The following is an 18,590-nucleotide window of genomic DNA, read 5'->3' on the forward strand; positions in this document are numbered from 1 at the left end:
CGGAGCTCACCCGCGCCTGTAGGCGCTTTTCGGGACAGTTTTGTTTCAAGTAAATGTCAGACGGACACGAAGTTGACATAATTCGGGCATGAACCGGAGATGAAGGCTGGTTTTTCGGAGTCTGTTGCTGCAACGCAACAAGACTCGCGGTACTGCGCTTGGTGCGCTCAGGCGAGGCCGATTTCGCGCAGCCGCTGTTGCAGGAAATCATGTGCCGTAATCGGCTCCGGCGGGGTGTCGCCTTCGGCCACGCATTGCGGCAGCGGTTCGATCAGGAAATCGGGCCGGAAATGCAGGAAGAACGGCATCGAATAGCGCGAATGCCGCCCCCGCTCGCCCGCCGGATTGACCACGCGGTGGGTGGTCGACCGCAAACGGCTGTTGGTCAGCCGGTCGAGCATATCGCCTACATTCACCGCCAGCGCGCCCTTGGGCGGGGATACGGGCACCCATTCACCCTGGGTGTTGAGCAGTTCCAGCCCGGCCTCTTCCGCACCCAATAACAGGGTGATGGTATTGATATCGCCATGCGCTGCCGCGCGCACCGCGCCTGCGGGGGCATCATCGCCGAGCGGCGGATAATGCAGCAGGCGCATCACCGAATTGCCGTCTTCCACCGTGCTGGCGAACCAGTCTTCAGGCAGGTTCAGGTGTAGCGCGATAGCGCGCAGGATGCGGTCGCCCGCAATTTCGAATTCGCGGTAGAGTGCTTCGAACGTCTCGCGGAAACCGTCAATCTCGGCGGGCCAAAGATTGGGCGCCATGACCTCCGAAAGCGGATGCCCGTCGGGCAGGCTGCGGCCGACGTGCCAGAATTCCTTCAGATCGTGGACGAGCGCATCCTTGGCGATTTCCTTGCCGAACGGCGTGTATCCGCGCGCGCCGCCGCCGCCTGCGACGATGTAGGACCGCTTCACCTCCTCGGGCAGCGCGAAGAAGGCCTTCGCCATCGCCTCCGCACGGTCGATCAGATCCTGCGGAATGCCGTGATCGCGCACGATGGCAAAGCCGAATTCGGCGAAGCTGCGGCCCAGCTCGTCAGAGATTTCGGGCAGCGGGCGGGCGAGCGAAATGGAAGCGAGTTCTGACATACGGGCCCCTTAAACCGGCAGAATGAGTCCCGCCAGAGCCGCGCTCATCAAATTGGCGAGAGAACCCGCTGCCAGCGCGCGCAGGCCGAGCTTGGCAATCACCGGACGCTGGTTGGGGGCGAGGCCGCCGGTCACTGCCATCTGGATCGCGATCGAGCTGAAATTGGCAAAGCCGCATAGCGCAAAGGTAACAATCGCGGCGGTGCGGGTGGAGAACGTGCCTTGCTCCAGCGCGCCCAGTTCGATGAAGGCGACAAATTCGTTGAGAACGATCTTGGTGCCGAACAGTCCGCCCGCGATGTCAGCTTCGCCCCATGGCACGCCGATCAGGAACATCACCGGCTGGAAGACATAGCCGAGCAATTGCTGGAAAGTCAGGTCAGGATAGCCGACCCAGCCGCCAACGCCGCCGAGAATGCCGTTCGCCAGCGCCACCAGCGCCACGAACACCATCACCATCGCGCCGACCGCCACCGCCAGCTTCACACCGGTCTGCGTGCCTTGCGCGGCAGCTTCGATCACATTGGCGGGCTTGTGTCCTTCCTCGAAGGTCTCGGCCATCTGCACCTCATGCGCCTTGCCGCCTTCGGTGATCGCCGCAGGGCCTTCGGCGCTGATGCGCGCATCGGGAAGCTTAATCTCGGCCATTCCCGCCGCATCGCGGGCGAGGTCGCTTTCATCATCGGGCATGATGATCTTCGCCATCAGGATACCGCCCGGTGCCGACATGAAGGCGGCCGCGAGCAGGATCGGCACCGCCTCTTCGCCGATAAAACTGGCATAGGCGGCAAGAATAGTGCCCGCGACACCCGCCATACCCACCGTCATCAAAGTGAACAGCCGACTGGGCGACAGGCTGGCAAGATAGGGACGGACGACCAGCGGGCTTTCCGACTGGCCGACAAAGATATTCGCCGCGCTGCCCAAGGCCTCGACCTTGCTGATGCCGGTAATCCAGCCAATCGCGCCGCCGACCCAGCGCACCAGCCGCTGCATCACGCCCCAGTGATAGAGGATCGACACAATAGCCGCGAAGAACACGATCACCGGCAACGCCGCGATCACGAAAGTGTTGGTGAAAGGGTTGGCGTCCATCGAGCCGAACACCGCCTCTATCCCGACCTTGGAATAGTCGAGCAGCGCAATCACGCCGTTGGAGAGGAACTGAATCGCGCTCTGCCCCCACGGGACATACAGCACCAGCACCGCCATCGCCGCCTGCAACGCAAAGGCTGCGCCGACGACGCGGGGCCTAATCCGCTTCTTGCCCGTCGAAAGCAGGAAAGCGATAAGCAGGATTACGACAATCCCGGCGAGAGACATCAATTGCGGGGGCACGGCAGCTCCTGAATAGTAGACCGTGGGCGTGTCTTGCCGATTCACGGGCAGCAATCAACGCTTTTGCCGATTCTATTCCCAGCCACGCGCATTAGGAGGCTTGCCAATATCGGTAATTCTTTCCTAGCCATCGGCCATGACAGACACCGCTCCTCCGGCTCCGGCCGTTCCCATCGCCCGCTCCATGTTCGTGCTGACCCTGCTTTATGGGGGGATGACCGTGATTGCGGGCGTTCTCGCGTTCAAGCAATTCGGTATCGGCCCGCTAAAAGTAGAGGCAGGAATTCTGGCTTTCCTGTTGCTGGTGGTGATTTCCAGCGCGATTGCGCAGATCCACGGCAAGGCAGCGGCGGACCGGCTGGTGCTGTGGGGTTTCCTTCCGCTCGCCTTTTCCATCGTGCTGGTCGGCATCGTACTGGCGCTGCCCGCTTCGCCCGATATGCCCGCCGAAAACCTCGCTGCTTTTGAGAGGGTGCACGGACAGACCCCGCGCATCATGGCGGCCGGGCCGGTGGCCTATGGTGTGTCATTGTTGCTCAATGTGTGGATTTTCAACAAATTGCGCGGCACGGGCGACGGTGGCGGTTTCTGGTTAATGGCGCGCGGCGCGATTGCTTCTGCGATCAGCCAGGCGATCGATACGGTGATCTTTATTACGCTCGCTTTCTATGGCGAGTTTCCGATTGGCGACCTGCTGGTTGGCCAAGCCATCGCCAAGATTGTGCTGTCCTTCGTGCTGGTGCCGTTCCTGATTGCGGGCGCGGTGGCGCTGGCCAAGCGGCTCGACCGGCCATGAGCGAAGACGCTCTGGTAGCAGCCGCCAAGGCCGCGCGGATGCGGGCGCACGCGCCGTATTCGCAATTCTATGTCGGCGCGGCGGTGGAGAGCACCAGCGGCGAAATCGCGGTTGGCGCGAACATGGAAAACGCCTGCTACCGGCTGGGCGTATGCGCCGAGCAGTCTGCGCTCACCGCGGCGCAGCATGCCTTCGGGCTGGAGAATGTCGCACGAATCGCCGTGGTTGGCGGTCACAAGAGCGACACCACCGGCGGCAATGGGGCGATCACGCCGTGCGGCGGGTGCCGTCAGGCGATTTCCGAAGCGGCGGAGATGGCGAAGGCCGATATCGCGGTGATCTGCTGCGACGCTGCGGGCGGCGCGCGCGCGCATTACACTATCGCAGAACTGCTCCCCGCCAGCTTCGCGCTCGATCCCGAGACCCCCGGCGAATGAGCTTGCGCGTCGCGCGCGAGGGCGATGTCGCCCATCTGCTGATCGACCGCGCCGCCAAGCGCAACGCCTTCACCCGCGCCATGTGGGAAGCAGTGCCGGGCCTGCTCGGCGAAGTTGAAGCAATGAAGGGCGTGCGCGTGCTGCTCGTCCGTTCGGCTGCGCCCGGAGGCGTGTTCTGCGCCGGAGCGGACATTGCCGAAATGGCTCAGAACGCAGCCGACTCCGACTGGTGCGCAGGCCAGCAGGCGGCGATTAATGCGGCTCAATTTGCACTCGCCCGCTTTCCGCTGCCCACCATCGCCTTTGTCGAAGGCGACGCGATTGGCGGGGGCTGCGCGCTTTCCATGGCCTGCGATATTCGCGTGGCGACGGCACAGGCGCGGTTCGGCATTACCCCGTCGCGGCTGGGGCTCGCCTATCCGCTGCACGATGTGAAGCTGCTGGTCGATCTGGTCGGGCCGGGGCAGGCCAAGAGGTTGCTGTTCACCGGAAGCCTGGTCGATGCGGAGGAGGCGCTGCGTATCGGACTGGTCGAGGAGCTGGCGGATAGTCCCACCGCGCTGGTCGAGCGCATATTGGCGGGCAGCCCGCAATCGATCCGCGTGCTCAAGGATTTTGTGCGCCGCGTTGAGGGCGGTCAGGTGTTGGACGATGCCGACACGCTGGAACAATTTGCGCAAATGTTCAGCGGCGCCGATTTCGCCGAGGGCACCGCTGCCTTTCGCGAGCGGCGAAAGCCCGATTTCCGCGGCTAGGTGCGTAAAGGCGATCCTAGTCCAAAGACCAAGTTTCGCTGATGCCGGACAAGATTGTAGAAAAATCTTCTATGGCGGGCACCGTTTGCGATATAGAGCGTTCCGGTGCTTCATGGTGTTGTCATTTTCGCCGTGGATGGACAAAAAAAGAAGGGGTTTGGATCACATGAAAATCCGTTTGCAGTATCTTTCGCTTGTTGCAGGTGTCAGCCTGCTTGCCGCTTGCGGTGGTTCGGACACTCCGGCCCCCGCCAATGAAGGCGATGCGCCGGCTGCCGATGGCGCCGCAGCCGACACCGCTGCTGCCGCAGCTCCCGAAGCACCCGCAGCTGACGATGTTGCCACTGTCGATGGCAGCGTGTTTGCCGATTTCACCGGCGACGCTGCGAATGGTGAAACCGTGTTCGCACAGTGCTCCGCCTGCCACGTTGTGGAACCCGGCGTGAACCGCACTGGCCCGTCGCTCGCGGGTATCGTTGGCCGCGCGGCCGGTTCGGTCGAAGGCTACAACTACACGCCTGCCAACGCCAATAGCGGCATCACCTGGACTTCCGAGAAGTTGTTCCAGTATCTGGAAAATCCGGCCCGCGTCGTGCCCGGCACGAAGATGGCGTTCGCCGGTCTGCCCAACCCGCAGGACCGTGCAGACGTGATTGCTTATCTCGCCTCGACCGGCCAGTAAGCTCCGGCTTTAGCCAAACAAAGGGGGCGCGAACTATCCGGTTCGCGCCCCTTTTTGAGTCTGGCGAAGATGTCAGGCGGCGATCTGGCCGCGCGCCAGTTCGCATTGCGACCAGATGTCGCTCAGCGCGTGGATGAGCCGGTCGATATCGCCATCATCGTGCACCGGCGAAGGGGTCAGCCGCAGCCGTTCGGTGCCCACCGGCACGGTCGGATAGTTGATCGGCTGCACATAGATGCCGTGATTGTCCATCAGCCAGTCGCTGATCATTTTGCACTTGCGCGCATCGCCCACCATCACTGGGATGATGTGGCTGGGATTGGGCAGGTGCGGAATGCCCAGCAAATCCAGCTTGCGGCGCACTGTCTCGACGCGCTCACGCTGCGTTTCACGCTCGACTTCGCTCGCCTTGAGATGCTTGATGCTGGCGCAGGCGCCCGCAGCAACTGCCGGGGGAAGGGCGGTCGAGAAGATAAAGCCGCTGGCGAAAGTGCGCACGAAATCGACGAGATCGGCAGAGGACGCGATATATCCGCCCATCACGCCGAAAGCTTTGCCCAAAGTGCCCTCGATCACGGTGATGCGGTCCATCAGCCCTTCGCGCTCGGCAATGCCGCCGCCGCGCGGGCCGTAAAGGCCGACCGCGTGAACCTCGTCGATATAGCTCATCGCGCCGTGTTTCTCGCACACGTCGAGAATCTCGGCGATGGGGGCGATGTCCCCGTCCATCGAATAGACGCTTTCAAACGCCACCAGCTTGGGAACATCCGGCCCGTAGGCGGACAGGTGCCGGTCAAGATCGGCCGGATCGTTATGCTTCCAGATCTTGTATTCGGCGCGGCTGTGGCGGATGCCTTCGATCATGCTCGCATGGTTGAGTGCGTCCGAAAACACGACGCAGCCGGGGATTTTGCCCGCCAGCGTGCCGAGGCCCGCCCAGTTCGAGACATAGCCGCTGGTGAACAGCAATGCGGCTTCCTTGCCGTGCAGATCGGCGAGTTCCGCTTCCAGCAGCACGTGGTTGTGATTGGTGCCCGAGATATTGCGCGTGCCCCCCGCGCCCGCGCCGCATTTGTCGAGCGCCTCGTGCATCGCTTCGAGCACTACCGGATGCTGGCCCATGCCGAGATAGTCGTTGGAGCACCACACGGTGACCTCCTGCGTGCCGTCATTCACATAGCGGGTGGCGTGGGGAAAGGCCCCGCGCTTGCGCTCGATGTCAGTGAAGACGCGGTAGCGTCCTTCTTCCCGCACGGCCTGCAACTGGCTGGCGAAAAAGCCGTCAAAATCCATGACTATAATTCCCCTTTGGTAATCGTGTGGTGCGCCGCCTTTCCGGATGCGCGGCGCGGCAGGGCCCAGCCCCACAAAACACCGTCGCGGAAGGGCAGGGCGAGAAACAGATGTTCGAGAGTGCCGAGCGCGGCGAAGGCGAACAGCAGGCTTGCACCCACCGCCTCCGCACTGCCCGCAGGTGCAGCGATCGCCAGCGTGCCCAGCCAGAAGCTAAGCGCTGCGGCAGCGGCAATCGATGAGATAAGCAGCCAGCTGAAACGCTGCGGGCCGTAATAGCTTTTCAGATAGGCCAGATGCGGCGGCAGGATATCGGTCGCCGAATTGGGCACACCGTGGAAGATGTTGAGCTTGGTCGACAGCCGCATTGTATACAGCATGGCAAAGGTCATCGCGGCGATCTGGTTGGGCGCGTTCCAGGTGAGCGAGATCAGCAGCACGGCGGTAACCGCCAGCGTGATTTCATGGTGCACCAGCGTCTCGCTCGCCTGCCGGAAGCGTTCCCAGCCGCTCACTTGCGGGTCGCAAGCGACACGCCGCGGACCGGAAACGGCACCGGTGAGGAAGCCGATCTCGTGCCAAGTCCACACCATCAGCGCGCCGCCAAACGCAGCGTAGGACGCCCAGACGCTGACCGAACCCATGCTGAGGAATACCACGCACAGGCCGAGCAGCCCTGCGGCTCCGCCCCAGGCGAGGCTGCGCGGGAAAGTCTTTTCGCCGCGATTGTCCAGCCACGCCACAAGCCCTGTGGCGATGAACCAGATCGCAATGGTCGCCAGAACCGGCAGAATATGGCCGCTCCAGCTTACCATGCAGGGCGCATCGGGGTGGCTTGGGTGATGGTGTTGGTTTTTGTGCGGTGGAAATACATCCGCGCGAAATGCCATCCGGCGCGCGCCATTCCATTGATCTGGGTCAAATATCCGCCAACACCGCCTTTTTCCTTGCCCGCCTGGATCGTGTCATTGGCGCGGCGCAGGCCTTCCATTTGCGCGCGGAAGGCAGGGCTGTCGATGTCCAGCTCCACCGGGAAGACCTGGCGGCAAATCTGGTTGCAGATATTGAAGACCTTGTAGTCATAGACGGTCGGATCAATGCCCAGCGCGGCGTGGAACACCGGACGGTTGTGATCGCGCACATACATGGTGGCGTAGACCGAGAGCAGGAAGAAACGGATCCACAGCTTGTTGTGGCCTTTCAGCAGCTTGGGATCGGCGTGCATCAGCAGCGCGAAAGCCTCGCCATGGCGGAACTCGTCATTGCACCATTCCTCGAACCAGCTGAAAATCGGGTGGATCTGCTTGTCGGGGTTGGCGGCAAGGTGGCGGTAGATCGTGATATAGCGCGAATAGCCGATCTTTTCCGACAGATAGACCGCGTACCAGATAAATTTGGGCTTGAAGAAGGTGTATTTCTTGGTGCGCGTCAGGAAGCCGAGGTCGATGCCGATGCCCGCATCCTTCAGGCTTTCATTGATAAAACCGGCATGGCGGCTTTCATCGCGGGCGAGCAGTTTGAACAGCTGCTTCACGTCGGGATTTTTCGTCCGCTTGGCGATCTCGGCATAGAGCACACAGCCCGAAAATTCGGCGGTGAGCGAGCTGACGAGGAAATCGACAAACTCGGCGCGCAGTTCCGGCTCAAGCCGGTCGATTGCACCGATGAAGCTATCATCCTTCTTGAAGTGCGTTTTGTTGGGATCACCCTGCATTTCCGCGATCAGTGCGTCCCATTCACGGCGCACCGAAGACACGTCGATGGCATCAAGCGCATCGAAATCGGTGGTGTAGAAACGCGGGCTGAGTACCGTGTTCTCTTTCGCCAATTCCATGGCATCGTCTTTGGTGATTGGTGTGTGTGCGTTCATCGCACCCTCCCCGGGTTAAAACTCACTTCGTAGAGTTCTTTGAAATCGAAATAGGCCAGCAGCCGCGTCCACGCGCGGCCCAGCGGCGTCGCACGAGTTACGGTGGCCATGCGGTCAAACACGGCGGTTTCGCCGAACGCGATCTGGATCGGATCGCCATGGACGCGCACGCTGTCGCCCGGTTCGATGGCGATGTTGTCGGCCAGTTCGACATGGGCGTGGAAGTGGTTCGCGCTCTGCTCCACGCTGATGCGGCACGGCAGATCGAAGCTGCGGGCACTCATGAGGCATCTCCCTGGTCGAGCATTTCGAGGAAGACCGTCCGGTTATCTGCTCCGAATGCGCCCAATTCGATACTGCGGTTGGTCGCCGTATCGACAAGCGAGAGCGAGCCGTCTTCCCACAGGGTGAGCGCAAAGGGCGGTTCGGAACCGACGGAATGCATCCGCCGTTCGCGCGCCATGCCGCGCATCACGCCGCGCACGAAGCCGCCGCTTTGCGTTTCCATATCGATCACGGCCACCGTTTCCCCGCTGTCACCGTCGCTGACGAGGACAGTGCCATCGGCCTGGTCGGTAAAGCGCAGGTTGCGCTCCGCAACCGCGCCGACATTTGCCTCCGCCCGCGTCACCTCGGGCACGGCAAGCCGGTCGACGAAGCCCAATGAGGCCGCCGTGGCGAGGCCGAGGCAGGCGAGCACCAGCACCATGGCGCTGGCAAGCGCGGGGCCGGGGACGGTGTTTTCGTGATCGTGCGTATGGCTCATGCGGTGGCTTCCTCCAGACCGGCGCTGGCGGCGCGGCCATTGGTGCTGACGAGTTCTCCGCGCACATTGGGCACTACCGCCGCGCAGGCATCACCCAGCAGCTTGGCGACTTTTGCCGCATCGGGCACGGCGCGCAACATTGGCTGTACGGGGCTGATCCGCCACGGGCGCGCGTGCGGCCAGAGCATCGCATAACCAAGCCCGTGACGCCCCACGAGCTCCAGCGCGATATCTCCGGTCTCGCCCAATTGTGAACGCAAATGGGCAGAGCCGATCATTTTCAGGGGCAAATTGACGCAGGCATTCAGCGCCACGCCGATGCGCAGAACGATGCGGCGATTGGTGATGGTGTAAACGCTGGTACGCGCCACCAGCACGGCAAATCCGGCCAGCAGGCCGATCGTGCCAAGCCCGCCAATCACACTCGCCACCGCGCCTCCCACCGAACCGCTGGCGAGGCTGACCAGCGCCAGCGCGGCGAAGTAGAGCGCGATCCAGCGGGAGTATAGCGCACTGCGCAGGAACACCCGCCAGTCCGGCGCGCCCTGCCAGAGGATGCGCTCGCCTTGCGGCAGCTCCCCCGGCAGGCCGCGCACGGGCTCGTTCTCATATTCCATCATATGAGCGGCTCCTGCCGGCACTCCTTGGCGTAGAGATAGCCGCCGCCGAAGTAGCCGATCACGCGCTCTTCTTCGAGGCGGGTGATCTCGGTCGCCGATGCCAGCGCCGGAACGCCGGCATAGTCAGCGGCATTGATCGCGTCGATCTCGACATAGTCGCGCTTGACCACCGCCATCGCCATGGGCGCGAGCACTTTCTTGTCACCGATATCGACTTCGAGATAGCGCACGATGTGTTCGGAACGGTCCACCCACATATCGCTCACCTTGCCTGCCACCTTCTTGTCGGCGCCGATCACGTCCAGCCCGCGCGGATCGGTGCTGAGCAGGAAGTGGGCAACCCCGAAGTCGGCATCGCTCGACATCGGCACGATGCGCGCCGTGCCGTGGGCGGTCATGTCGGGATAGTTTTCACGCTGGGCGTAGCTGGCAGGGCCAACCCCGTCAGCCAGCGGATTGCCGGTAGGGAAATAGGGCGCACCGGCGAAATTCTCGCGGCGCCGTGCAGCGATTTCTACCGGCTCGCGCCCGTCGCGGCGGCTGCGCGGATAAGACACGGTGCCTTTGCCGAAGGGCAGTTTGAACGTCTTGGGCGAAGCCGTGCTCAGCGGGCCGCCATATTGCCCGACATGGCCTGTCACCGCATCTTCCAGCGGATAGCCTTCGCGCCGGTCTTCGCGTCGCAGCCAGAAGACGAGCGCAAGAAAGAACAGGAAGAATAGCGAGAGCGCTATCTCCGCAAGGTCTATCGACCCAACAATATTACCGTCAGCCATCGCTTTTTCCTTTCACGAGGATCATGTCGGAAACTCCTGCAAGCCGAACCGGGCGCTTCCGGGCGTGGAAGCGTCGGTGCGGTTGCGTCCGACAAGGGGGCCGAGCACAACCAGCGTGCCCAGCAAGAGGAGAATTTCGAGAGTGTAGACCGCCGTGTAGCCGGTCGCGCGGCCCGCCATCGCCGCACCGAAACCGTCGGCCACCGCGTAGTCGCCAATAAGGTCGCGCATCGCGCCGCCCATGGCGATGGCAAGGCCCGTGGCCGTTGCTTGCACTGCGCCCCATGCGCCGAGTGCGAGGCCCGCCTTGTGGTCTTTCGCAAGATCCATCGCGGCCACCAGCGTGCCGACCGAGAACATTCCGACGCCAAGGCCGATCAGCAGCGCACCAACCGTCAGAAGGAAGGGGGCGGAGAGCGGGGCTGCGAATAGCACGATCAGGAAGGCTGTGACGCCGATCACACCGCCCGCTCCCGACAGGCGCAGCGGATCGCCGCCGCGGGTAAGTCGGTGGCCCGACCAGGCAAAGCCGCAGAGCGCGCCCATTGCCCATGCACCGGTCAGCCGCGTTGTCGCGCCCACCGAGAGGCCGAGAATCTCGCCGCCAAAGGGTTCGAGCAGCGCGTCCTGCATGGCAAAGCCCATCGTGCCGAGCGCAATCGCGACGAGCAGCCGCACCGTGCTGGGCCGGGCAGTGTATTCGCGCCAGACGGCGGCAAAGGCGGGCGGCGCTTCGGCAATATCGGTCGCCGCGCGGTTGCGCGCCTCCTGCTTCCAGAGCGCGGTCATGTTCAAAAGCACGGTAATCACCGCGCAGCTCTGGATCACCTGCACCAACCGTGTGTGCGAATAATCCTGCAGCATCCCGCCGATGACAAAGGCGGCGAACATCATGCCGACGAGCAGCATCACATAGAGCAGCGCCACGGCGCGCGGACGCTTGCTTTCGGGAGCGAGATCGGTCGCCAGCGCGAGGCCTGCGGTCTGCGTGGTGTGCATTCCTGCTCCGGCGAGAAGGAACGCGCCCATGCTGGCAATCACGCCGAGCGTAAAAGTGGCAGGGCCGCTCATCAGGATAAGCGCGAAGGGTATGATGGCAAGGCCGCCGAACTGCCCCAGCGTGCCGAACCAGATATAAGGCACCCGCTTCCAGCCGAGGACCGAGCGGTGATTGTCCGAACGGTGGCCCAGCGCCGCACGGAAGGGGGCCACGAGCAGCGGCACGGCGATCATTAGCGCGACCAGCCAGGCAGGGATGCCCAGCTCGACAATCATGACGCGGTTCAGTGTGCCGTTCAGCAGCACCAGCGCCATGCCAACGCTCACCTGGAACAGCGAGAGACGCAGCAACTGGCCGAGCGGCAGCTCGGTGCTCGCCGCATCGGCAAAGGGCAGCCAGGCCGTCGCGACCCGCGTCCATTTTGCCGAAAGGGGAGCGCGTTCGGCCATCAGCGGCGCACCAGCTCGAATGCTTGGGACTTGTAGAAGCCGCTTGATACGCGATGGCTGCGGGCCACGCGCCAATCGGCGAGAGCGGCCAGCCGTTCGCGCAAGCGCTTTTCCGCCACCGGCACAATCGCGGGCGAACGGTCGCTGCGCGGGAAGACTTTGCCGACCTTGTGCATCGCGCCCAGCAGCGGCGTGTGCGGGGCGAAGGTGAACAGAAGCGAGCGGTTGCAGCGCGCGGTCAGCTTCGCGAGCGTCGCCACCATATCTTCGGGCGAATAATGGATCAGCGAATCCATCGCGACGATGTGGTCGAAGCTGCCCAGATTGGGATCGAGCATATCGCCCGTGCGCCAGTGGATTTTGCCATGTCCGGTAAATCCGTCGGCACGCTTCGCGGCAATATCGACAAGCCCGCCTGCAACATCGATGGCGGTGATTTCCGCACCCCGGCACGCCGCTTCCATGCTAAGCGCGCCCGTGCCACATCCGGCATCGAGCAGGGTTGTGCGCCGCATATCGACGGGAAGCCAGCCGAGCAGCGTATTACGCATTTCATCGCGTCCTGCGCGCACCGTGGCGCGGATGCCGCTGACCTTGGCATCAGAGGTGAGATCGATCCACGCCTTGCGAGCCGTCCCGTCGAAATAGGCGGCGAGCTTTTCCCGCTGGGCATCATATTGGGTGGGAGCGTGGCTGGCCATCATTCAAACCCCAGGAAGTCGAAGATATCGCGGTCTTTCATCGGGTGGGCGACTTGCGGCTCCACCCCGTCCCAGAGCATTTGCGCCAGCCGCATATATTCCATCTGCGCAGCGAGCACGTCCGGGTCGTCGCTATCCATTTCGAAGAGGGTGCACTTTTTCAGGCGGCTGCGGCGGATTGCGTCGAGATCCTTGAAATGGGCGAGGCGCTGCATTCCGATGGCATCGGCGAAGCGGTCAATCTCGTCAGTCGCGGCCGAGCGGTTGGCGATCACGCCGGCGAGCCGCACGTCATAATTCTTCGCCTTCGCGCCGATGGCGGCGACGATGCGGTTCATCGCGAAAATGCTGTCAAAATCATTCGCGGCGACCACCAACGCGCGCTCGGCGTGCTGCAAGGGTGCGGCGAAGCCGCCGCAAACAACATCGCCCAGCACATCGAAAATCACCACATCGGTATCTTCGAGCAAATGGTGTTGCTTAAGCAGTTTGACCGTCTGGCCGACGACATAGCCGCCACAGCCGGTGCCCGCCGGGGGGCCACCCGCCTCGACACACATCACGCCGTTATAGCCTTCGAACATATAGTCTTCGGGGCGCAGCTCTTCGGAATGGAATTCCACGCTTTCCAGCACGTCGATCACCGTCGGCATCAGCTTTTTGGTGAGTGTGAAGGTGCTGTCATGCTTGGGGTCGCAACCGATCTGCAGCACGCGGTGGCCCAGCTTGCTGAAGGCGGCGGAGAGGTTGGACGAGGTGGTCGATTTGCCGATCCCGCCCTTGCCATAGACGGCAAAAACCTTCGCGCCCTTGATCTTGTCTTGCGGATCAAGCTGGACTTGCACCGATCCTTCGCCATCGGGCTGCATTGTCTTCGGGGGTGTCATCAGGTTCATTGCACTGTCCTCATTCGGCCGCGACTATGCCTTCGAGCCGGTCTTCAAGATCGTTAGAGGCTGCTTGCAGCGCCTCCAGCGTCTCGTCATCCGGCTCCCACAAACGGCGTTCGCAGGCTTCGAGCAGGCGTGTGGCAACCCGCGCCGAGCTTTTGGGGTTAAGCGCGGCCAACCGCTCGCGCATTTCGGGATCGAGCACGAAAGTCTCGGAAATCTTCTGGTAAACCCAAGGATCAACCTGGCCGGTGGTGGCAGACCAACCGAAGGTGTTGGTCACATGGTTCTCGATATATTTCACACCTTCATAGCCGTGCTTCAGCATTCCTTCGAACCATTTGGGATTGAGCGTGCGGCTGCGTGTTTCCAGCGCAACCTGTTCGGCCAGTGTGCGGACCTTGGCAGCGCCTTGGGTTGCGTCGAGAATATAGACCGGCGCGTCATGGCCCTTGGCCCGGGCAACCGAACGGCTGATGCCGCCAAGTCCGTCAACATATTGATCGAGATCGGTAATTCCGACTTCGACGCTCTCGAGGTTCTGGTAGGTGAATTCGACTTCGGCGAGCGCGCTGCGCAGCAATTCACGTTGCTGCACCGGCGTGCCGTTCACGCCGTAGGCATAACCCTTATGCGTTTCGAACGCGTTCGCCAGCTCGTCGGGATCGGCCCAGACGCCGCCTTCGATCATCTGGTTCACATTCGCGCCATACATCCCCTCGGCATTGGAGAAGACGCGCAGCGCGGCGGTTTCCATATCGCAGCCATGCGTCTTGGCGTGGGCGATCGTGTGTTTGCGAACGAAGTTCTGGTCGGCAGGCTCGTCGGCCTGTGCGGCAAGCAAAGCGGCCTCGGCCAGCATCCGCGTTTGCAGTGGCAGCAGGTCGCGGAAAATGCCCGAGAGGGTCATCACCACGTCGATGCGTGGGCGGCCCAGTTCTGCAAGCGGGATTAGTTCCGCGCCGCACAGGCGGCCATAGCCGTCATGCCGCGGGCGCGCGCCTAGCAGTGTCATCGCCTGCGCGATCTGCACGCCTTCGCTCTTCATATTGTCGGTGCCCCAAAGCACCATGGCGAGGCTTTCAGGATAAGGCTGGCCGGTGGAGACATGACGGGCGATCAGACCTTCGGCTTGCACGCGGCCTTCCTCGCAAGCGAAGCGGCTGGGGATGCGGAAGGGGTCAAAGCCGTGGATGTTGCGGCCCGTCGGCAGCACCTCGGGATTGGCGAGCAGATCGCCGCCCGGTGCGGGCTTGGTATAGCCGCCGTCGAGCGCATGGATTACCGCGCCCAGTTCGTCGCAGGCATCGAACGCGGCGTTCAGCGCCCTGGTATCGGCGTCGGGATCGGCCTCTGCCATCGCGGCGAGCAGTTCCTCGCGCTCGGTTCCGGCGGGTGACTGGCCGAGCACGTGCAGGCCCTGCGGGATCAACGCGCGCTCCATCTCGTATAGCTGCGCGGCAAGATCTTCCGGATTGGCGCAATTAATGTCCAGCGCATCGCACTGGTCGACGATCAGCTCCTGCAGCGCCGCGCGCTCCTCGCCATCAGGCAGGCCGCGCCAGCGCTCGACGCTCGCCTTCAGTTCGGCAAAGCCTTTGTAGAGGCCCGCCTTGGCAAGGCTCGGCGTCAGATAGCTGATCAGTGTCGCGCCCGAACGGCGCTTCGCCAGAATGCCCTCGGACGGATTGTTCGAGGCGTAGAGATAGTAATTGGGAAGATCGCCGATCAGCCGTTCGGGCCAGCAATCGCCACTGAGGCCCGCCTGCTTGCCCGGCATGAACTCCAGCGCGCCGTGGGTGCCGAAATGCAGCACCGCATGGGCGCGGAAATCCTCGCGCAGATAACGGTAGTAAGCGGCAAAGGCATGGGTCGGGGCAAAGGTGCCGTCAAACAGCAACCGCATCGGATCGCCTTCATAACCAAAGGCGGGCTGGATACCGACAAAGACATTGCCGAATTGCGCGCCGAGCACATGGATGCTGGCACCATCCGACTGGATTTTGCCTGGCGCAGGGCCCCATTGTGCTTCGATTTCAGCCAGATGCTCTTCGCGCCGGACATGGTCGTCTGCCGCGATCCGCGCGGCAACATTGGCATCGGCGCCGTAGCGCTCCGAATTGCCAATGAGCACGGCTTCGCGCAGCGCGTCTACCGATGCGGGCAGATGCACCATATAGCCTTCCGCCTTTAGGCGGGTGAGGGTGGCGAACAGCGATTCCCAAACGGCGAGGAAGGCTGCTGTGCCAGTCGCGCCGGCGTTGGGCGGGAAGTTGAACAGTGTGATCGCGACGCGCCGCTCGGCCCGCTTGGCGCGGCTCTGGCGGATGAGTTTGACCGTTTTCGCGGCTAGTGCCTCGGCCCGCTCTTCGCAGCACATCATGGCGCGGACATTCTCGGCTGAGGGCGTGGCGCAGTGGCGCTCGCATCCTTCGCAATGTCCGCCGGGATCGGAGCGTCCGCCGAATACGCTGGGGCAGATCGACCCGTCCAATTCGGGCAGCGCGACCATCATGGTGGCTTCCAGCGGCAGCAGTCCCTGCGCGCGCTTGCGCCATTCGCCCAGCGTCTGGAATTCGATGGCATGGGCGGCGAGGTAGGGCAGGTTTAGCCCCGCCAAGGTCTCAACCGCGGCTTCGGAGTCGTTGTAGGCGGGGCCACCCACCAGCGAGAAACCGGTGAGGTTGATCACTGCGTCCACCGTCGGCTGGCCTTCGCGGACGAAGAATTTCTCTATTGCGGGGCGGGCATCAAGACCGCTGGCGAAGGCGGGGATGACGCGGAGGCCCGCCGCTTCCAGCGCGGCAATCATGCCATCGTAATGCCCTGCATCCTTGCCCAGCAGGTAAGAGCGCAGCAGCAGCACCCCGACCGTGCCGTTCTCGCCGCCCTTGCGCGGCAGCAGCCGCAGGCTTTCGCTGATCTTCTGGTCGGTGCGCGGGTGATAGACCCCGCATTCGGGATATTCGCGCGGCGGCTCGACCTTTTCCTCGCCCGCCCGCCACGCGCGGTCACCGGTGGCGTAACGGTTGATCAGCGCGCGCACCATGTGGACGACATTCTCGTCCGAACCGGCCAGCCAGTATTGCAGGGTGAGGAAATAGGCGCGCACATCCTGCGCGGTGCCGGGAATGAATTTGAGGATTTTGGGAAGACGGCGCAGCATCTTCATCTGGCCGGCGCCCGAGCTTGCGCCCGATTTCTTCGATCCGCGCAGTTTCTTGAGCAGCGCCAGCGGCCCCTTGGCGGGCGCATCCATGCGGTATTGCCCCATCCGGGTCAGCTTCACCACTTCGCCTGCCGACATCATGCAGACCATCGCGTCGCATTCCTCACGCCGCGCTTCCAGATCGGGCATGATCGTACGCACGTGATCGTCGAGGAACAGCATGGTGACGATGACGAAATCGGCCGTTGCAATGGCGCGCTTCGTGTCTTCCAGCGCAGCGCCGCGATCCCAGTCGGCTGCGGCGTGGAGCGAGAGCGAAACGCCGCTGTCGCGCAGGGTTTCACCGGCGCGCTCGACCGCACCTTTCAGGTGGTTGTCGAGCGTCACAATGGCGACGCGCACGGGAGCTTTGCGATTACCGAGCATAATGCGCCTTTGCGTCGTAAAGCGTGTCGAGATCGATCTGCGCGCGGCCTTGGTCGGCGGCGAATGCTTCGGTGTTACGCCGCGCCTTGCCGCGAACGAAGAACGGGATTTTCTTGAGCTCGCGCTCGGCTTCGGGGGTCCAGAGATCGTTGGCGGCAGCCGGCATTTGTGCTTCCGGCTCTTCCGGCGCGGTCTTCTTGGCGGACGAATGCGCCGCATGGTGCGAGGGGCCCGCCTCGTCCGAGAATTCGAAATCGTCGCGGAACATGGTGAGCAAGTGCTCTTCCAGACCCATCACCAGCGGGTGCACCCAGGTGTCGAAAATGACATTCGCGCCTTCGAATCCCATTTGCGGGCTATGGCGCGCGGGGAAATCCTGCACGTGGACAGGTGAGGAGATGACTGCGCAGGCCATGCCCAGCCGCTTGGCGATGTGCCGCTCCATTTGCGTGCCCAGCACCAGTTCGGGTGCGGCGGCGGCGATGGCGTCTTCGACCACCAGATGATCGTCGGTAATGAGCGGCTCCACGCCATACTTCTTGGCGGCATTGCGCACTTCACGGGCGAATTCGCGGTTGTAGCAGCCAAGGCCGCAGACTTCGAAGCCCAGTTCCTCATGCGCGATGCGTGCAGCGGCCACCGCATGGGTCGCGTCGCCGAAGATGAAGACGCGCTTGCCGGTGAGATAGGTCGAATCGACCGAGCGGCTCCACCACGGCATCCGGCTGCCGCTATCGCCCAGCGCAGGAGCGGGGTCGACGCCGGCAAGGGCGGCGACGGCGATGATGAATTCGCGGGTGGCACCTACGCCGATGGGCACTGTGCGGATGGCGGGCTGGTGGAAAGTCTTCTCCAGCCAGCGCGATGCCTCTTCCCCGATTTCGGGAAAGAGCACGATGTTGAAATCGGCGGCACCGATGCGGGTGATGTCTTCAGGCGTCGCGCCAAGCGGGGCGACCAGATTGACCTCGATCCCCAGAGCATCGAGGATCTTGCGAATTTCGATCACATCATCGCGGTGGCGGAAACCCAGAGCAGCAGGGCCGAGTATATTGACCAGCGCGGTCTTTTCCCCGCGCGGGGTGATCGCCGTGTCGGCCAGCGTGCGCACGACCTGATAAAAGGTTTCCGCCGCGCCCCAGTTCTCCTTGCGCTGATAGCTCGGCAGTTCGAGCGGGATCACGGGGCAGGGCAGGCGCATGGCTTCGGCAAGGCCGGCGGGATCGTCCTGGATCAGCTCCGCCGTACAGCTTGCGCCCACCATCACCGCCTGCGGCTGGAAGCGTTCGACCGCATCGCGCGCCGCGTCCTGGAACAGCTGCGCGGTATCCTTGCCCAAATCGCGCGCCTGGAAGGTTGTGTAGGTGACCGGCGGGCGCTTGCCCCGCCGCTCGATCATCGTGAACAGCAGATCGGCATAGGTGTCGCCCTGCGGCGCGTGGAGCACGTAGTGCATACGTTCCATCGCGGTCGCGACGCGCATTGCGCCGACATGGGGCGGGCCTTCATATGTCCAGACGGAAAGCTGCAT

The 18,590-nt window shown here is 63.1% G+C and carries 18 protein-coding genes; 4 read left to right on the forward strand and 14 right to left on the reverse strand.

The annotated features are described in order from the left end of the window. Window positions 1-167: 167 nt before the first annotated feature. Window positions 168-1,091, reverse strand: coding sequence for an isopenicillin N synthase family dioxygenase (locus tag ACS0VV_RS02345; protein WP_483531132.1), 924 nt, complete (start codon window positions 1,089-1,091; stop codon window positions 168-170). Window positions 1,092-1,100: 9 nt separating this feature from the next. Continuing rightward, the gene (locus ACS0VV_RS02350) at window positions 1,101-2,414 is read right to left on the reverse strand and encodes a NupC/NupG family nucleoside CNT transporter (protein WP_483533481.1); all 1,314 of its coding nucleotides are present in this window, start codon (window positions 2,412-2,414) and stop codon (window positions 1,101-1,103) included. Between the two features lie 151 nt (window positions 2,415-2,565). On the opposite strand from ACS0VV_RS02350, the gene ACS0VV_RS02355 reads away from it, so the two are divergent. From ACS0VV_RS02355 to ACS0VV_RS02370, 4 genes are all read left to right on the forward strand, one after another. Then, window positions 2,566-3,225 (forward strand): queuosine precursor transporter, encoded by a 660-nt coding sequence (locus ACS0VV_RS02355; RefSeq protein ID WP_483531133.1) that lies wholly within the window; start codon window positions 2,566-2,568, stop codon window positions 3,223-3,225. Continuing rightward, the gene (locus ACS0VV_RS02360; RefSeq protein ID WP_483531134.1) at window positions 3,222-3,662 is read left to right on the forward strand and encodes a cytidine deaminase; all 441 of its coding nucleotides are present in this window, start codon (window positions 3,222-3,224) and stop codon (window positions 3,660-3,662) included. The genes ACS0VV_RS02355 and ACS0VV_RS02360 overlap by 4 nt, the downstream gene beginning before the upstream one ends. Next, window positions 3,659-4,417 (forward strand): enoyl-CoA hydratase/isomerase family protein, encoded by a 759-nt coding sequence (locus ACS0VV_RS02365; RefSeq protein ID WP_483531135.1) that lies wholly within the window; start codon window positions 3,659-3,661, stop codon window positions 4,415-4,417. Before ACS0VV_RS02360 ends, ACS0VV_RS02365 begins: the two co-directional genes overlap by 4 nt. 166 nt (window positions 4,418-4,583) lie before the next feature. Beyond that, the gene (locus ACS0VV_RS02370; protein ID WP_483531136.1) at window positions 4,584-5,099 is read left to right on the forward strand and encodes a c-type cytochrome; all 516 of its coding nucleotides are present in this window, start codon (window positions 4,584-4,586) and stop codon (window positions 5,097-5,099) included. A 72-nt stretch (window positions 5,100-5,171) separates the two neighbouring features. Here the strand turns inward: ACS0VV_RS02370 and hemA are convergent, their stop codons facing one another. From hemA to bchB, 12 genes are read right to left on the reverse strand one after another with little or no spacing between them, the layout of a single operon-like run. Then, window positions 5,172-6,392 (reverse strand): 5-aminolevulinate synthase, encoded by a 1,221-nt coding sequence (gene hemA / locus ACS0VV_RS02375; RefSeq protein ID WP_483531137.1) that lies wholly within the window; start codon window positions 6,390-6,392, stop codon window positions 5,172-5,174. A gap of 2 nt (window positions 6,393-6,394) precedes the next feature. Further along, window positions 6,395-7,207, reverse strand: a complete 813-nt coding sequence (puhE, locus tag ACS0VV_RS02380) for a putative photosynthetic complex assembly protein PuhE (RefSeq protein ID WP_483531138.1) — start codon at window positions 7,205-7,207, stop codon at window positions 6,395-6,397. After that, complete coding sequence (gene acsF / locus ACS0VV_RS02385) at window positions 7,201-8,262, reverse strand: magnesium-protoporphyrin IX monomethyl ester (oxidative) cyclase (protein ID WP_483531139.1); 1,062 nt, start codon at window positions 8,260-8,262, stop codon at window positions 7,201-7,203. The genes puhE and acsF overlap by 7 nt, the downstream gene beginning before the upstream one ends. Beyond that, complete coding sequence (locus ACS0VV_RS02390; protein ID WP_483531140.1) at window positions 8,259-8,546, reverse strand: hypothetical protein; 288 nt, start codon at window positions 8,544-8,546, stop codon at window positions 8,259-8,261. Before ACS0VV_RS02390 ends, acsF begins: the two co-directional genes overlap by 4 nt. Then, window positions 8,543-9,028: a photosynthetic complex assembly protein PuhC gene (gene puhC, locus ACS0VV_RS02395; RefSeq protein WP_483531141.1), complete on the reverse strand. Its 486-nt coding sequence runs from the start codon at window positions 9,026-9,028 to the stop codon at window positions 8,543-8,545. Before puhC ends, ACS0VV_RS02390 begins: the two co-directional genes overlap by 4 nt. Beyond that, on the reverse strand, window positions 9,025-9,648 hold the full coding sequence (puhB, locus tag ACS0VV_RS02400; RefSeq protein ID WP_483531142.1) for a photosynthetic complex putative assembly protein PuhB: 624 nt from the start codon (window positions 9,646-9,648) through the stop codon (window positions 9,025-9,027). Before puhB ends, puhC begins: the two co-directional genes overlap by 4 nt. After that, on the reverse strand, window positions 9,645-10,424 hold the full coding sequence (puhA, locus tag ACS0VV_RS02405) for a photosynthetic reaction center subunit H (RefSeq protein ID WP_483531143.1): 780 nt from the start codon (window positions 10,422-10,424) through the stop codon (window positions 9,645-9,647). The genes puhB and puhA overlap by 4 nt, the downstream gene beginning before the upstream one ends. A 21-nt stretch (window positions 10,425-10,445) precedes the next feature. Further along, a complete protein-coding gene (locus tag ACS0VV_RS02410) occupies window positions 10,446-11,873 on the reverse strand; it encodes a BCD family MFS transporter (RefSeq protein WP_483531144.1) in 1,428 nt (475 codons plus the stop codon). Continuing rightward, window positions 11,873-12,574: a magnesium protoporphyrin IX methyltransferase gene (gene bchM, locus ACS0VV_RS02415; protein WP_483531145.1), complete on the reverse strand. Its 702-nt coding sequence runs from the start codon at window positions 12,572-12,574 to the stop codon at window positions 11,873-11,875. The genes ACS0VV_RS02410 and bchM overlap by 1 nt, the downstream gene beginning before the upstream one ends. Beyond that, entirely contained in the window at window positions 12,574-13,461 is an 888-nt protein-coding gene (bchL, locus tag ACS0VV_RS02420) for a ferredoxin:protochlorophyllide reductase (ATP-dependent) iron-sulfur ATP-binding protein (protein ID WP_483533482.1), read from the reverse strand. Before bchL ends, bchM begins: the two co-directional genes overlap by 1 nt. A 19-nt stretch (window positions 13,462-13,480) precedes the next feature. Then, entirely contained in the window at window positions 13,481-17,059 is a 3,579-nt protein-coding gene (locus ACS0VV_RS02425; RefSeq protein WP_483531146.1) for a magnesium chelatase subunit H, read from the reverse strand. Next, window positions 17,049-18,590: a ferredoxin:protochlorophyllide reductase (ATP-dependent) subunit B gene (gene bchB / locus ACS0VV_RS02430; RefSeq protein ID WP_483531147.1), complete on the reverse strand. Its 1,542-nt coding sequence runs from the start codon at window positions 18,588-18,590 to the stop codon at window positions 17,049-17,051. Before bchB ends, ACS0VV_RS02425 begins: the two co-directional genes overlap by 11 nt.

It is taken from the genome of Aurantiacibacter sp. KMU-128, assembly GCF_056933515.1.